This is a genomic window from Brucella sp. IR073 (genome assembly GCF_049065735.1).
Classification (GTDB): Bacteria; Pseudomonadota; Alphaproteobacteria; order Rhizobiales; family Rhizobiaceae; genus Paramesorhizobium.
Map to the genome: position 1 here is coordinate 512,477 of NZ_JBAKHD010000001.1, position 15,871 is coordinate 528,347.

The window sequence follows — 15,871 nt, forward strand, 5'->3', positions numbered from 1 at the left end:
CCACCCTCCCCGCAAGGGGGAGGGAAGACGCTCTCCAACCAAAGGCTCCCTCCCATGGCCACACTCCTCCTCCAGGCCGCAGGCGCTGCGCTGGGCGGCAGTCTGTTCGGCGCGATTGGCGGCACGATCGGTGCGGCGGCGGGCGCGCTGGGCGGATATCTCATCGACACCGCGCTCATCAATTCCACCCGCCATGCGGAAGGCCCGCGATTGGCCGGGGCGAAGCCGACAACGGCGGAGGAGGGGGCCTCGCTCCCCTTCGTCTATGGCACGGTGCGCCTTTCCGGCTCGCTCATCTGGGCCACCCGTTTCGAGGAACAGTCGAAGACCACCCGCCAGGGCGGCAAGGGCGGCGGGGCGAAGACCACGGAATATAGCTATTACGCCAATGCCGCCTATGCGGTGGCGGAAGGGCCGATTGCCGGCATCCGCCGCATATGGGTTGACGGCAAGGAGCTGGACCAGACCAAGGTGGAGATGCGGATCTATCGCGGCACCGAGGACCAGCTTCCCGACCCGCTGATCGAGGCGAAGCAGGGGGACGGCAACGCGCCCGCCTATCGCGGCACGGCCTATGTGGTCTTCGAGCGCATGCCCATCGACGATTACGGTCGTCGCCTGCCGCAGATTCAGTTCGAGGTGATGCGGCCCGTGGGCGCGCTCGCCAATAGCATCACCGCCGTCGCGCTCATTCCGGGCTCGACCGAGTTCGGCCTGTCGCCCGTGGCGGTGACGGATGAGCCGAGGCCGGGCGAGACGCGGGCGCTCAACCGCAACACGCTGCGCGCCGTCAGCGACTGGACCGCCGCGATGGACGAGCTGCAGGCGCTCTGCCCAAATCTGAAGCATGTGGCGCTGGTGGTGCCCTGGTTCGGCGACGATCTGCGCGCCGGGTCCTGCACCATCCGCCCGGGCGTTGTAGAGCAGACGGCGAGGAAGCCGAGCCGGACATGGAAAGTGGACGGCGTCACCCGCGCCGCGGCGTATCGGATCAGCCGTAATACGCTGGGGCAGGCGGCCTATGGCGGCACGCCCTCCGACGACAGCGTCATCGCCGCAATCCGCGATGCGAGGGGGCGCGGGCTGAACGTGACGCTCTATCCCTTCATCATGATGGACATCGCGCCCGGCAACAGCCTGCCATCGCCCTATGGCGGTACCCAGCCGGCCTATCCCTGGCGCGGGCGCATCACCTGTTATCCGCTCGGCGCCGACCGCACGGCGGCGGTGACGGCGCAGATTTCAGCTTTTCTGACGGGAACATGGGGCTATAACCGCTTCATCCGCCATTGCGCCGATCTGGCGGTTTCGGCAGGCGGCGTCGATGCTTTCCTGCTCGGGTCGGAACTGCGCGGGCTGACGACCCTTCGCGACGGGGCCAACGGCTTCCCCTTCGTGTCGGGCCTTTGCGACCTCGCCGCTGAGCTGCGCTCGCGCCTTGGGAGCGGCTGCAAGCTGACCTATGCGGCGGACTGGTCGGAATATTTCGGCCATCATCCGCAGGACGGCAGCGGCGACGTGTTCTTTCACCTCGACCCGCTCTGGGCCCATCCCGCCGTCGACGCCATCGGCATCGACAATTACATGCCGCTTTCCGACTGGCGCGACGAGGACGACCGGCATTTCGGGCCGGACGGCATTCCCGCCGCCTACGACAAGGATGGCCTCACCGCCAATATCGCGGGCGGCGAGGGCTACGACTGGTATTACGCCAGCGAGGCCGACCGCCGCAACCGCGTGCGCTCGCCCATATCGGATGGCATGGCGGGCAAGCCCTGGGTGTTCCGCTACAAGGATTTGAAAGGCTGGTGGGAGAACCTGCATTATAACCGCACCGGCGGCAAGGAGAGCACGGTGCCGACCGCCTGGCAGCCAAGGTCCAAGCCGTTCTGGTTCACCGAGCTTGGCTGTCCCGCGGCGGACAAGGGGCCGAACCAGCCCAATGTCTTTCCCGACCCGAAATCCTCGGAAAATGCCATTCCATATTTTTCGGACGGTTCGCGCTCCGATCTCGCGCAAAGCCGCTTCCTCTCCGCTCATCTCGACTACTGGAACCGGACGGCCAACACAGGCAATCCGGTCTCCCCGGTCTATGGCGGGCGGATGCTGGATGCGGCACGTATCTATCTCTGGGCGTGGGACACGCGGCCCTTCCCGGAATTTCCGCTGAAGCGCGATGTCTGGGGCGACGCCGACAATTGGCGTCTCGGCCATTGGCTGAACGGTCGCCTCAGCGGGGTGGCGCTTGGCGACCTCATCGCGGCGATCTTCGCGGATTTTGGGCTGGACGCGCCGGACACATCAGCCGCCGATGGTGCTCTCTCCGGCTTCGCCATCGGTGAGCCGTCATCGGCCCGCTCGGTGCTGGAGCCCTTGTTGGACCTATTCGGCGTCGAGGCGTTCGAGGCGGAAGGCCGTTTTGTCTTCCGCAGCGACGCGCGCCTGTCGCAGCCAAGCCTGATCGAGGACATGGTGCTCAGCGATGAAGGTGCGGCGGAAACCTCGGTGTTGGAGGACCGCAACGATCTTCCCGGCAGCGTGGAGGTCTTCTTCGGCGATCCCCTGCGCGATTACCAGACCGCCAGCGCCACCGCCCTGCGACACGAGGCGCGCGGGCAGGGCACCGAAACGCTGACGCTGGCGGGCGCGATGGAGGGGGGCCAAGCCAAGGCGCTGGCGGAGAGCTGGCTGAAGCGCCGCTGGGCCTCGCGGCGGACCAAAAGCCTCGGCGTGCCCTGGGACCATGCGGGCCTGACGGTGGGCGACCGGGTGCGCCTCGCCGGTGAGGAGGGGGAATTCGTCATCACCTCGCTGGAGGATGGTGCCGCGCGGCAATTGCAGGCCGTCGCGGTCGCGTCGCATGTGCGCACGCCCGACACGGGCGCCTTGCCGCCGCAGCCGCCCGCAAGCCCCGTCAGCGAAGGCAAGCCGCTGAGCTTCCTCCTCGACCTGCCCGCCTGGCCGGGCGCGGAGGACGCGGCGGCGCAATTGCGCCTTGCCGCTTATGCCAAGCCATGGCGTGGCGTCAGCGCCTATGCCTCGCCCCATGCGGAAGGCTATGCCGCCCGGACGCTCCTTGGCAAGCGGGCGATCGTAGGGGAACTCGTCTCGCCGCTGCCGCCTTTGCCGGGGAGCGGACGGCTGGTCCGCGCCCATGCCATGGATGTGCTCATCTATGCCGGTGAATTGAGTTCCCAGCCCATGGAGCAGCTTTGCAACGGCGCGAACACCGGCCTCTTGCAGACGCCTGAAGGCGGCTGGGAAATGTTCCAGTTCCGCGATGCCGAGGAAATAGCTGACAGCCAATGGCGGCTGACGGCGCTCCTGCGCGGGCAACTGGGCACGGAAGAAGAAGCCTCCGTCACCAAGCCCGCCGGAACGCCCTTCATCCTGCTCAGTGAAGCCGTCGCGCCCGCCGGTCTGCAGGCTTCGGAAATCGGTCTGGCACTCAACTGGCGCATCGGCACGGCAGGCCGCGATTTTTCGGACGCCTATTTCGACACGATGTCGATGGCCGGCGGCGTCCGCGCGCTTGAGCCCCTGAGCCCGGTCCACCTCAAAGCTCACGTAATGGCGAATGGCGACATTGCCGCAAACTGGGTCCGGCGCGGGCGCATCGACGCCGATAGCTGGCTAGGCACGGATATCCCGCTCGGCGAGGAGCAGGAACTCTACCGCGTCGAGGTGCGACGGGGTGGAGCGGTGGTCCGCACGGTGGAAGTCCGCGAGCCGCGCTGGACCTATGGCGCGGCGGATCGTGCCGCTGACCTCGGCGGCTTGGCGCAGCCCTTCGAACTGGCCGTGGCGATGGTCAGCGCGAGGATGGGAGCGGGGCGGTTCGGGCGGGTTGAAGTGAAATGAGAAACGCCGCCGACGCTCCCTATCGAACCCCAAACAAAGGAACCCCACATGAACACCATCAAACCCTGGTATCTCTCCAAGACCATCTGGGCCTCCGCCGTCACGCTCGGCGTTTCCGCGGCCGGGTTGTTCGGCTTTGCCACCGACACGGTGGATCAATCGACGCTGGTCGAGACGATCATGCAGCTCATCACCGCCGTGGCGGGCCTTATCGCCATTGTCGGCCGCTTCCATGCAAATTCCCGCCTTTCGTAATCTTCCGTAATGATTCCTTAACATTGCGGATTAACGATATGTAACAATATGTGAGGGAAGGCCTCGGCAAAGGGAGTCGGGGCCTTTACCGTTCATTCATTGTTCAGCTAAAAAGCGCTATGGAAGGCGCCATGATGAAACACTTGTTCGCTCCGAAACTGATCGCTGCCCTGACCGTTCTGGCCGGTGTCACCGCCGCTGAGGCCGGCAGCTTGCCGGTGACGTTCCCCGCGAAGGCGACACTGGTCGCCAAGGTGGCGGGCGATTGCGTCGCCGTCGGGCAGAAGGTTGCCGCCGAGCAGGGCGGAACGCTGACCAAGGCGACCCCCTCCACGCAGAACGGACGCGCGATGTGCGTCGTCGTGGTGCTGGTGCCCGGCCGCGATGGCGAGCGCCCGCGCCGTGTCGAGGTCGCGGTTCCCGCTAATTAAGCCAGCGGCCAGGGCATTTGCAGCCGGGCGAGGCCTGGCGTTGCAGAATGCGGCTGAAACAATGGAAGCATGCACATGCGCATCCTCATCGTCGAGGACGACAAGGATCTGAACCGTCAGGTCTCCGAGGCGCTGGTCGAGGCCGGCTATGTGGTCGACCGCGCCTATGACGGCATCGAAGGCCATTATCTCGGCGACAGCGAGCCCTATGACGCCGTGGTGCTGGATATCGGCCTGCCGCAGATGGACGGCATCAGCATTCTGGAGCGCTGGCGGCGCGACGGGCGCACCATGCCCGTGCTGATGCTGACCGCGCGCGACCGCTGGAGCGACAAGGTCGCGGGTATCGACGCGGGCGCGGACGATTATGTCGCCAAACCCTTTCACATAGAGGAAGTGCTGGCGCGCTTGCGGGCCTTGATCCGCCGGGCCGCCGGGCATGCCTCCTCGGAACTCACCTGCGGCCCGCTGCGCCTCGATACCAAATCCTCCAAGGCCAGCGTCGACGGCGTTCCACTAAAGCTGACCTCGCACGAATTCCGCCTGCTTTCCTATCTCATGCATCACATGGACGAGGTGGTCTCCCGCAGCGAGCTGGTGGAGCATCTCTACGACCAGGATTTCGACCGCGATTCCAACACGATCGAGGTCTTCGTCGGGCGCTTGCGCAAGAAGATGGGCATAGATCTCATCGAAACCGTGCGCGGCATGGGCTACCGCATCCGGCGGGATGGATAGAGGGACCACGTTCCGATGGAAACGCCGGTCACCCCCCTCTGTCCTGCCGGACATCTCCCCCTCAAGGGGGGAGATTACGCCTTCATAGACGGACGGCACCAATCGCAAACCTTGCCGTATGTACGGCGAAAGTCATGTCAGCCAATCTCCCCCCTTGAGGGGGAGATGCCCGGCAGGGCAGAGGGGGGTATTGTCCCGCCGCTCTCCCAATCTGAAAATGAAAGGCCGTAAACTGACCGCCCTCCGCTTCATCCCCGCCACGCGCTCATTGGCGCTGCGTGTCGTCACGCTGTCGACGGTGTGGGTCATCATCGGGCTGATGGTGGTCGCGACGGTCATTTCGGCGCTTTACCGCGAGGCGAGCGAGCAGAGCTTTCAGCGGTTGCTTTCGGCGCATCTCTATAGCCTCATCGGCTCGGTCAGCGTTTCGCCCGATGGCGTGTTGCAGGGAAAGCCGGAATTGGGCGACATCCGCTATTCCAGCCCGCTTTCCGGCTGGTACTGGGCGGTGGATCCGGTCACCGACAATCTCAAGGGCAATCTCGAATCCGACTCGCTCGCCAAGCGCACCATCCCGCCGGTACCGGTTTACCAAGTCCCCTTCGACCAATCCTACACGCGGCGCTATACGGAAAAGGGCCTGAAAGGCGAAGAACTTTCCGTGGTCGAGACGGAAGTGGTGCTCGACGCCGCCAATCGCGTGGCGCGCTTTCGCATCATGGGCAATTTGAGCGAGGTGAAGAAGGAAATCCGCGATTTCCGCAACACGCTCTATACCTATCTCGGCGTCTTCGGCCTTGGCAGTATCCTCATCAACGCCGCCATCATCCTTTTCGGCCTGCGTCCTCTCGACAAGGTGCGCGCCTCGCTGGCCGATATCCGCGAAGGCCGCTCCTCCCGGCTTGACGGCAATCTGCCGCTGGAGATCGCGCCGCTGGCGCAGGAGATGAATGCGCTCATTGAGAACAACCGGCGCATCGTCGAGCGCTCGCGCACGCAGGTCGGCAATCTCGCCCATTCGCTGAAGACGCCGCTATCGGTGCTCGTCAATGAGGGCCGCAGCATCGGGGGCGAGAAGGGCAGGGTGGTGGTAGAGCAGAGCGAGGCGATGCAGGTGCAGGTGCAGCATTATCTGCAGCGCGCGCGCATTGCGGCCCAGCGCGACAGCGTCGTCTTCCGCACGCCCGTCGCGCCGGTCCTGGAGCGGATGATCCGCGTGACCGCCAAGCTCAGCCCCAATTACCGCATCGATTTCGACAACCGCCTGCCGAATGCCGTCTTCGCGGGCGAGCGCGAGGATTTCGAGGAAATCGTCGGAAACCTGATGGAAAACGCCGCAAAATGGGGCCGTTCGGTCATCAAGGTGAGCCTTTCCCCGGTCCATTTCGAGGGGAAGGGCGACATGACGCCTCATGCCGGCTTCGAAGTGGCGATCGAGGACAACGGGCAGGGACTGGCCCCGGAAAAGATCAAGGAGGCGCTGATGCGTGGCCATCGCCTCGACGAAACCAAGCCCGGCACCGGCCTCGGCCTTTCCATCGTCAAGGATACGGTGCGCGAATATGGCGGAACGCTCAAATTGGAGAAGTCGCCGCTGGGCGGCCTCGCTGCACGAATCGTTCTGCCTCTTGTTGAAAATTGATCGCAATCGAATGCGCGGCTATAATGGACCGCTTGACATAAATCGCTATGAACATTCGATTATTCATGTTCGTGAACTGAGAGCCCGATGAAGCCAACAGCCCTCTCCGCCGCCCTTGTCCTTGCCCTGTTCGGCCTTTCCGCCTGCAGCACGGCCTCCGGCCCGCGACCGTCCCTGATCTCGATCGGACCGTCATCCAAGCCGGCAAGATCCGACGTTCTGGCCGCGCTGGGCAATGGCCTGATCGGCACCGCCGCGAACAGGCTTTCCTCCGGCGACCGCCGGAACGCGCTGGAAGCCGAGTACAAGGCGCTGGAATATGCGAAGGCCGGTGACGCCACGAGCTGGAAGGGCTCCGATGCCTCCGGTGAGGTGGTCGCCGCGCAGCCCTATCAGGTCGGCTCGCAGAACTGCCGTCAATATACCCACACCTTCACCGTCAACGGCGCGCCCCAGACCGCACGCGGCACGGCATGCCGGAACCCGGATGGAAGCTGGACGCCGTTGACGTAGGAAACGCCCTCCTTTCCCCTTGGGGGATTGAGGAGCGTTCGGCCGGAGGCCGAGGAAAAGCCAGCGATTTGGCTTTTCCAGCGACGACCCCGCGTTAGCGGGCGGACGGGGTGGTGACGTTTGCGCTTTTGCTGAAGAACGTGGTGCGCGCGTCACCACCTCCACCCGGCCCTTCGGGCCACCCTCCCCGCAAGGGGGAGGGATAGGCGCTTCGCCTTGACCCACCGCAATTTGCGGCGAATTGCCCTATTCGTAGCATCCCTGATTGGATTCGGCCCGCGGGGCGGCTATGTCTCGCCATCATGGGATTTTGGCTGATCGCTCTATTTCTGACGCTTGCCGCTACGCTTGCCGTTCTCCTGCCGCTGACGCGCAAGAGGGCGCCGGGTTCTGCTGCCGGGCCATATGACATCGAAGTCTACCGCGACCAGATGCGTGAAGTGGAGGCTGACGCCGCCCGTGGCCTGATCGATCCGCAGAGCGCGGAGGAAGCGCGCGCCGAGATCGGCCGCCGCCTGTTGCGCGCCGGGCAGGAGGCGGAGCAGGCACCCGCGGCGGGGCAAGGCGAGCGCTGGACCGTGCTCGCCGCTGTTCTCTCCGTGCCGCTGGTCGCGTGGGGCCTCTATGGTCTCACCGGCTCGCCTGATCTTCCGTCCGAGCCGCTGGCGAGCCGGGCTGCGCAAAGGCCGGTGGAAAGCTCGGTCGGCGATCTGATCGCGCGGGCGGAGGCGCATTTGAAGCAGAATCCCGACGATGGGCGCGGGTGGGATGTGCTCGCTCCGATCTATCTGCGCCTCGGCCGGTTCGAGGACGCGGTCAACGCCTACCGCGCCGCTATCAGGCTGCAGGGCGAATCGGCGGAGCGCGCGCTCGGCCTCGGGCAGGCATTGACGGCCGCCGCCGGCGGCACGGCCACGGAAGAAGCGCAGGAACAATTGGATAGCGCCGCGGCGCAGATAAATGCGATGGTCGCTGGGCTTGACGCACGGCTGGCGCAGAACCCTGACGATCTCGACGGCTGGAAGCGTCTCGTCCGCTCCTATCTGGTGCTGAATCGCCGCGACGACGCTGCCTCCGCCCTGAAGCGGGGCAGCGAGGCGCTGGCGCCGGAAAAGCGCAACGACCTCATCGCTTTCGCCAGGAGGCTCGGATTGGAGTTGACGGAGGCAAAACCATGAGCCGCAAACAGAAGCGCCTTGCCGTGATATCAGGCGCGCTGGCCGTTCTGGGTCTGGCGGTGGCGCTGGTGCTCGTCGCGTTCAGCCAGGATATACGCTATTTTCGCATGCCCGACGATTTGACCGCGGAGGATATGGCCTCCGGCGCGCGGTTCCGCCTGGGCGGGCTCGTGGAAAAGGGGACGGTTGTGCGTGGTGCCGGTACACGGGTGGAATTTTCCGTCACCGACACGATTAGAAGCGTGAAAGTCGTCTATGACGGTATCCTGCCCGATCTTTTCCGCGAGGAGCAGGGCGTGGTGACCGAAGGCCGTTTCAATCCGGACGGCGTCTTCGTCGCCGATAGCGTCCTCGCCAAGCATGACGAGCGGTATATGCCCAAGGAAGTCGCCGATGGCTTGAAGGAGAAGGGCCTCTGGCAGCATACGGAAGAGGCACGGTGAGATGGAGATGTCGGCGTCTGGACACCCCCCTCTGCCCTGCCGGGCATCTCCCCCCCAAGGGGGGAGATCGGCTTTCATCGATGACGGCGCCCTATCGTGCGACCTTGACGATTGGCGGAAGCGGGACTCCCATCTAATCTCCCCCCTTGTGGGGGAGATGTCCGGCAGGACAGAGGGGGGTAGGAGCGACTGGGCGGCTTCAACGAAATGTAAAGGGCGCCACGCATGACCGCCGAAATCGGACAATTCGCGCTTGCCCTGGCGCTGGCGCTTTCGCTGGTGCAGTCGGTGCTGCCTGTCATCGGCGCGCGGCGGCGCGATGTCAGGATGATGGGGGTCGCCGCGCCGACCGCCATTGCCGTCTTCGCCTTCATCGCGCTGGCTTTCGCCGTGCTGGTCCACGCCTATGTCGTCTCGGATTTCTCCGTGCTCAACGTGGTCGAGAACTCACATTCGCAGAAGCCGCTCCTTTATAAGATCACCGGCGTCTGGGGCAATCACGAAGGCTCCATGCTGCTCTGGGTGATGATCCTTGCCTTTTTCAGCGCGCTGGTCGCCGCCTTCGGCAACAATCTGCCCCCGTCGCTCAAGGCCAACGTGCTGGCCGTGCAGGGCTGGGTCGCGACGGCCTTTCTTCTCTTCATCGTCGCCACCTCCAATCCCTTCGCCCGCATCAGCCCCGCGCCGCTGGAGGGGCAGGATCTGAACCCGATCCTGCAGGATATCGGCCTCGCCGTGCATCCGCCGCTGCTTTATCTCGGCTATGTCGGCTTTTCGGTGTGCTTCTCCTTTGCCGTCGCGGCGTTGATCGAGGGCCGTCTCGACGCGGCCTGGGCGCGCTGGGTAAGGCCTTGGACGCTCGCCGCATGGATGTTCCTGACCGGCGGCATCGCGGTTGGCTCCTACTGGGCGTATTACGAGCTCGGCTGGGGCGGCTGGTGGTTCTGGGACCCGGTGGAGAATGCCTCCTTCATGCCATGGCTCGCCGGTACGGCGCTGCTGCATTCGGCGCTGGTGATGGAAAAGCGATCGGCCCTGAAAATCTGGACGGTGCTGCTGGCGCTTCTCACATTTTCGCTGTCGCTGCTTGGCACCTTCCTGGTGCGCTCGGGCGTGTTGACCTCGGTCCACTCCTTCGCCACCGATCCGGGGCGCGGCCTCTTCATCCTCGCCATCCTCACGCTCTTCATCGGCGGCTCGCTGGCGCTCTTTGCGCTGCGGGCGCAAAGTCTCGCAAGCGGCGGCCTGTTCCAGCCTGTCTCGCGTGAGGGTTCGCTGGTCCTCAACAATCTGTTCCTGACAACAGCGGCGGCAACTGTGCTCATCGGTACGCTTTACCCGTTACTGCTGGAGGCGCTGACCGGCGATAAGATTTCCGTCGGCGCGCCCTTCTTCAACATGACCTTCGGCCCGCTGATGATCCCGCTCCTCGCCGCTGTGCCGTTCGGCCCGCTGCTGGCGTGGAAGCGCGGCGATCTCTTGGGAGTGGCGCAGCGGCTGATGACGGCCTTTGCCCTGGCGCTCCTCGCTGTCGGGTTCGTGCTCTATCGCACCTCGGCGGGAGAAGTGCTCGCCGCCTTCGGCATCGGGCTCGCCGTCTGGGTGATGCTTGGAAGCCTGACGGATATTGCCCTGAAAGCGGGCCTCGGCAAGGTACCTGTCCGCACCGCCTTCGCGAGGCTGGTCGGCCTGCCGCGCTCGGTCTTCGGCACGGCGCTCGCTCATTTCGGCCTCGGCGTCACCCTGCTCGGCATTGTCGGCGTCACCACCTTTGGGACGGAGCAGGTGGTGGCGATGAAGCCGGGCGATATCGTCCCCGTGGCAGGCTATCAGCTGCGCTATGAGGGGCTCGCCGCCGCTAGTGGCCCGAATTACATGGAAGAGCAGGGCCGCTTCACCCTTATGGACAGCGCCGCGCGCCCGGTCGACACGATCATATCCGCCAAGCGCTTCTATCCGGCCCGGCGCATGCCGACCACGGAGGCGGGCATCGTCACCCACGGGTTCAACCAGTATTATCTCTCGCTGGGCGATGGCCTCGCCGATGGCGGCACCGTCGTCCGCATCTGGTGGAAGCCGCTGGTGACGCTGATCTGGCTCGGCGCGCTGGCGATGATGCTCGGCGGCTTCGTCTCCCTCCTCGACCGCCGCCTGCGGGTAGGCGCTCCGGCACGGCGCAAGGCTGCGCGGGCGGGGAATGCGGAGGTGGCGGTGTCATGAAGGAGGGCAGAATGGAAAGCTTGGCGCGAGGGGCGCTGTCCCGCCGACGTTTTCGCTTCACCCCCAAATCCCTCAGCGCCGCCCTTGCCCTAACCCTCCTCGCAGCCACCGCCGCTCACGCTGTCACCCCCGACGAGATCCTCCCAGACCCCACATTGGAGAGCCGCGCGCGTGCCATTTCGGCGGAGCTGCGCTGCATGGTGTGCCAGAACCAGTCCATCGACGATTCCAATGCCGAGCTCGCCAAGGATCTGCGCGTTCTCGTGCGTGACCGGCTGAAGGCGGGGGATAGTGACGAGCAGGTCCTCGATTTCATCGTGGCGCGGTATGGCGAGTTCGTGCTGCTGAAACCCCGGCTTGAAACCAGGACCATTCTGCTCTGGAGCTTCCCGGTGGTGGTTTTGCTCATCGGCGGCGGATTTCTTCTTGCCGCGTCGCGGCGAAGGCCCGCTGTTGAGGCCGTTCCACTCTCGGATGAGGAGCGCCGCAAACTGGCCGCGATCCTGGATGATAAGGATCCCCGATAGGTTTAAATAGAAACGTCGGCTCCAACCTTACGAAACTTTCATCTTGCGGAAATTTGCCGGTAAGGTTGCCGTTAGTATCTATGGCGCACAATGCCCATCTAGAGCGTGATGCGGCGCAATGCCCTTCCGTGCCAGCCTATCCTTTTGCCCAAGGAGTTTCTGATGTCGAAAGAAAAGTCTCCGTCTGTGTACCGCAAAAGCTTGTATGCGGTCGCGCTGACCTCGGCGCTTGCCGGTGCCGTCCTGGCGAATGGGCCGCTCAGCACCGTGATGCGCGCCTATGCCGAGCCCGTCACCGTGACGGCGCCCGCCCAGCCCGGCTTTGCCGATCTGGTGGAAAAGGTTCGTCCCGCCGTGGTCAGCGTTCGCGTCGATAGCGACAAGCAGCCGGACACCAGTGATAGCATACCGGGCTTCTTCTCCGCGCCGGGCTTCGATCAGCTTCCCGATAATCATCCCCTGAAGCGCTTCTTCCGCGAGTTCGGCCAGGATGGCGAGACGAAGCGTCCCGGCAAGCCGCGTCCGCGTCGCGAGCGTCCGGTCGCTCAGGGCTCCGGCTTTTTCATCTCCGAGGACGGCTATATCGTCACCAACAACCATGTCGTGTCCGATGGCAACGCCTATTCGGTGGTCCTGCAGGACGGAACCGAGCTGCCCGCCAAGCTGATCGGCACCGATCCGCGCACCGACCTCGCGGTCCTGAAGGTCGACGACGCCAAGCGGAAATTCACCTATGTGGCGCTCGGCGATGACAAGAATGTCCGCGTCGGCGATTGGGTCGTCGCCGTGGGCAATCCGTTCGGCCTTGGCGGCACCGTGACGGCGGGCATCGTGTCGGCGCTTGGCCGCGATATCAACGCCGGTCCCTATGACGATTTCATCCAGATCGATGCGTCGGTGAACCGCGGCAATTCCGGCGGCCCGACCTTCAACCAGCAGGGCCAGGTGATCGGCATCAACACCGCCATCTTCTCGCCATCGGGCGGCAGCGTCGGCATCGCCTTCGCCATTCCCGCCTCGACGGCCAAGACCGTGGTTGACCAGATCATCAAGACCGGCCATGTCCAGCGCGGCTGGATCGGCGTGAGCATCCAGCCGGTCAGCAAGGAGATTGCCGAGTCGCTGGGCCTTGCCGAGCCGAAGGGCGCTCTCATCGCCGAGCCGCAGGCTAACGGCCCGGCCGCCAAGGCGGGCATCGAGGCGGGCGACGTCGTCACCGCCGTCAATGGCGAGCCCATTGAGGATTCGCGCGATCTCGCCCGCAAGGTTGCGGCCATCGCCCCCGGCAGCAAGGCGGAACTGACCATCTGGCGCAAGAACGCAGCCAAGACCATCAGCGTCACCGTCGGCACCATGCCGAAGGAACTGGCGGAGACCCCCGCCGGGCGGCCGACCCTGCCTCAGGATTCCGAATCGCTGAATTCTTATGGGCTCACCGTCGTTCCCTCGGAAGACGGCAAGGGCGTTGTGGTCACGGATGTCGATCCGGACAGCGACGCGGCGGACAAGGGCATCAGCTCCGGCGATGTCATCGTCAGCGTCAACAACAAACCGGTGAAGGACGTTAGCGATATCAATGCTGCGATCAAGGAGGCAAAAAAGGCTGGGCGCAAGGCCATCCTGCTCCAGATCGTGACCAACGACCAGAGCCGCTTCGTAGCGCTTCCGATCGCCGAGGGCTAGGCGAGGTGCCGGGGACTTGTTTCCAGTCTTCCGTCCCTGGCATCCCCCACGGTTGGGCAGGCGTATCGGATAAGCGCAGGGCAGCGGGCTACAAGCGGCCCGCTGCCCGCTGCCCGCTTGATAAGGGAGTAGGTGAGTAAGGGAATAGGGGAGTAAGTGCTTCACCGACATACTCCCTTATTCTACGCCTGTCCGGACATGACATTCCAATTATGATCGGCCTCCATGAAGATCCTCATCATCGAAGACGACCGTGAAGCGGCCCGGTATCTGGAAAAGGCTTTCGCCGAGGCGGGCCATGCCGCCGATATCGCTGGCGATGGCGAGACGGGCTATGCGCTGGCCGAGAGCGGCAAATATGATGTACTGATCATCGATCGGATGCTCCCGCGCCGCGACGGGCTTGCCGTCATTGCCGGCCTGCGTGCCAGGGGCGACGAGACGCCGGCGCTGATCCTTTCCGCGCTCGGCCAGGTGGATGACCGCGTGACGGGCCTGCGCGCCGGTGGCGATGATTATCTGACAAAGCCTTATGCCTTCTCCGAGCTTCTGGCGCGCGTCGAGGTGCTGCAGCGCCGCTCCAGCCCGCGGGAGGCGGACACGATCTACCGCGTCGGCGATCTCGAGCTCGACCGTCTGGCCCATACGGCGCGACGGGGCGGGACCGATATCGTCCTCCAGCCGCGCGAGTTTCGCTTGCTCGAATATCTGATGCGCCATGCGGGGCAGGTGGTGACCCGCACTATGCTTCTCGAAAATGTCTGGGACTATCATTTCGACCCCCAGACCAACGTCATCGACGTCCATATCTCCCGCCTGCGCGGCAAGATCGAGAAGGGCTTCAAGACGCCGCTGCTCCATACCGTGCGCGGCGCGGGCTATGTGCTGAAAGCCGCGTCCGGCTCCACCGTCGAGGACGCCTGATGGGCCGCGTCGCCGCCCTGATGCGCACGACGGCGGCGCGATTGTCCGCGCTCTATCTCCTGCTTTTCATGCTGGGGGCCATCGCGCTCGTCATCTATATGAGCAAGCTCTCGGTCTCGCTCCTGACCGGCCAGACCGAGCAGGCGCTGAGCGAGGAGGTTGCCAGCATCGGCGCGGCCTATAACAGGGGCGGCATTTCGGCGCTGGTGCGCACCATCGACCGCCGTGCCCGCCAGCCGGGCGCCTATCTCTATCTCGTCACCGATTCCGTGGGGCAGATCCTCGCCGGCAATGTCGAGAGCCTAGAACCCGGCGTGCTCGATACGAACGGCATGGTCGAGCGCGCCTTTACCTATCAACGCTATGGCGAGCGCAATGCCACCAGCGTCCACAAGGCCATCGCCATCGTCATTGCTCTGCCCAACGGCATGCGGGTGCTGGTCGGGCGCGATCTGAGCGAGCCGGAGCACTTTCTTGGCATTGTGCGCCGTGCGCTCATGCTGGCGCTGGGGCTGATGGGCGTCGGCGCGTTCCTGATCTGGTATTTCGTAGGCCGCCGCGCGCTCATCCGCATCGACCAGCTGTCATCTGCCTCGCATCGCATCATGGAGGGCGACTTGACGGGGCGTCTGCCGGTTTCCGGATCGGGCGACGAGTTCGACCGCCTGTCGGGCAGTCTTAACGCCATGCTGGGCCGCATCCAGGAACTGAATGACGGGCTGCGGCAGGTTTCCGACAACATCGCCCACGATCTGAAAACGCCGCTGACGCGCCTGCGCAACCGTGCCGAGGCGACGCTGGCAGGCGGCAGCGACACGAAGGATTATCGCGCCGCGCTGGAGGATATCATCGCCGAGTCGGACCAGATGATCCGCACCTTCAATGCCATCCTGATGATTTCGCGGCTGGAAGCGGGCTATTCCAGCGAGAACATGCAGATCATGCCCGCCGCGCCCATTCTGCGCGACGTGGCCGATCTCTACGAGCCGGTGGCGGAAGATGCGGGCGTGGCGCTGTCCTTGGGCGATCTCGATGAAACGCCCTTGCGCATCAATAGAGAACTCGTCGGCCAGACCGTCTCGAACCTCGTCGACAACGCCATCAAATACGCCGCCGGAGAGGGTGCAGCGGTCACGCTCTCCATGGAGCAGCAGGATAAGAATCTGCTGATCGTCGTCGCGGATAATGGCCCCGGCATCCCCGAGGAACAGCACGACCGCGTAACCGAGCGCTTCGTCCGCCTCGAGGAAAGCCGCACCCAGCCGGGCCTGGGATTAGGTCTCAGCCTTGCCAAGGCAGTGATGAAATTGCACGGTGGGAGTCTGAGGCTGGAGGACAACAAACCGGGCTTGAGGGCGGTGCTGGTGTTTCCGGTGCCGGAGAATGGTGGGTGAGGTAAATGGAAGCGTCGCATGATGCCGGCTCGCGCTCTCCCTCCCCCTTGCGGGGAGGGTGG

At 64.7% G+C, this 15,871-nt stretch carries 13 protein-coding genes; all 13 read left to right on the plus strand.

Annotation, left to right across the window (positions count from 1 at the left end):
* Positions 1-54 precede the first annotated feature (54 nt).
* Positions 55-3,861 (plus strand): baseplate multidomain protein megatron, encoded by a 3,807-nt coding sequence (locus ACOWVG_RS02550; protein ID WP_420959911.1) that lies wholly within the window; start codon positions 55-57, stop codon positions 3,859-3,861.
* A gap of 48 nt (positions 3,862-3,909) precedes the next feature.
* Positions 3,910-4,116, plus strand: coding sequence for a hypothetical protein (locus ACOWVG_RS02555; RefSeq protein ID WP_420959912.1), 207 nt, complete (start codon positions 3,910-3,912; stop codon positions 4,114-4,116).
* Between the two features lie 134 nt (positions 4,117-4,250).
* A complete protein-coding gene (locus ACOWVG_RS02560) occupies positions 4,251-4,547 on the plus strand; it encodes a hypothetical protein (protein WP_420960161.1) in 297 nt (98 codons plus the stop codon).
* A 75-nt stretch (positions 4,548-4,622) separates the two neighbouring features.
* Positions 4,623-5,285 (plus strand): response regulator transcription factor, encoded by a 663-nt coding sequence (locus ACOWVG_RS02565; protein ID WP_420959913.1) that lies wholly within the window; start codon positions 4,623-4,625, stop codon positions 5,283-5,285.
* 310 nt (positions 5,286-5,595) lie between these two features.
* Positions 5,596-6,927 (plus strand): ATP-binding protein, encoded by a 1,332-nt coding sequence (locus ACOWVG_RS02570; RefSeq protein WP_420960162.1) that lies wholly within the window; start codon positions 5,596-5,598, stop codon positions 6,925-6,927.
* Between the two features lie 87 nt (positions 6,928-7,014).
* Positions 7,015-7,440 carry a hypothetical protein gene (locus ACOWVG_RS02575; protein WP_420959914.1) on the plus strand — a complete coding sequence of 142 codons (426 nt, stop codon included), beginning with the start codon at positions 7,015-7,017 and terminating at the stop codon, positions 7,438-7,440.
* Positions 7,441-7,742: 302 nt separating this feature from the next.
* Complete coding sequence (ccmI, locus tag ACOWVG_RS02580; protein ID WP_420959915.1) at positions 7,743-8,618, plus strand: c-type cytochrome biogenesis protein CcmI; 876 nt, start codon at positions 7,743-7,745, stop codon at positions 8,616-8,618.
* Positions 8,615-9,061 carry a cytochrome c maturation protein CcmE gene (gene ccmE / locus ACOWVG_RS02585; RefSeq protein ID WP_420959916.1) on the plus strand — a complete coding sequence of 149 codons (447 nt, stop codon included), beginning with the start codon at positions 8,615-8,617 and terminating at the stop codon, positions 9,059-9,061. Before ccmI ends, ccmE begins: the two co-directional genes overlap by 4 nt.
* Positions 9,062-9,286: 225 nt before the next feature.
* Positions 9,287-11,281 (plus strand): heme lyase CcmF/NrfE family subunit, encoded by a 1,995-nt coding sequence (locus ACOWVG_RS02590; protein ID WP_420959917.1) that lies wholly within the window; start codon positions 9,287-9,289, stop codon positions 11,279-11,281.
* 11 nt (positions 11,282-11,292) lie between these two features.
* Entirely contained in the window at positions 11,293-11,808 is a 516-nt protein-coding gene (locus tag ACOWVG_RS02595; RefSeq protein ID WP_420959918.1) for a cytochrome c-type biogenesis protein, read from the plus strand.
* Between the two features lie 162 nt (positions 11,809-11,970).
* Positions 11,971-13,491, plus strand: coding sequence for a DegQ family serine endoprotease (locus ACOWVG_RS02600; RefSeq protein ID WP_420959919.1), 1,521 nt, complete (start codon positions 11,971-11,973; stop codon positions 13,489-13,491).
* 225 nt (positions 13,492-13,716) lie between these two features.
* Positions 13,717-14,415: a winged helix-turn-helix domain-containing protein gene (locus tag ACOWVG_RS02605; RefSeq protein ID WP_420959920.1), complete on the plus strand. Its 699-nt coding sequence runs from the start codon at positions 13,717-13,719 to the stop codon at positions 14,413-14,415.
* A complete protein-coding gene (locus ACOWVG_RS02610) occupies positions 14,412-15,809 on the plus strand; it encodes an ATP-binding protein (protein WP_420960163.1) in 1,398 nt (465 codons plus the stop codon). Before ACOWVG_RS02605 ends, ACOWVG_RS02610 begins: the two co-directional genes overlap by 4 nt.
* Positions 15,810-15,871 lie beyond the last annotated feature (62 nt).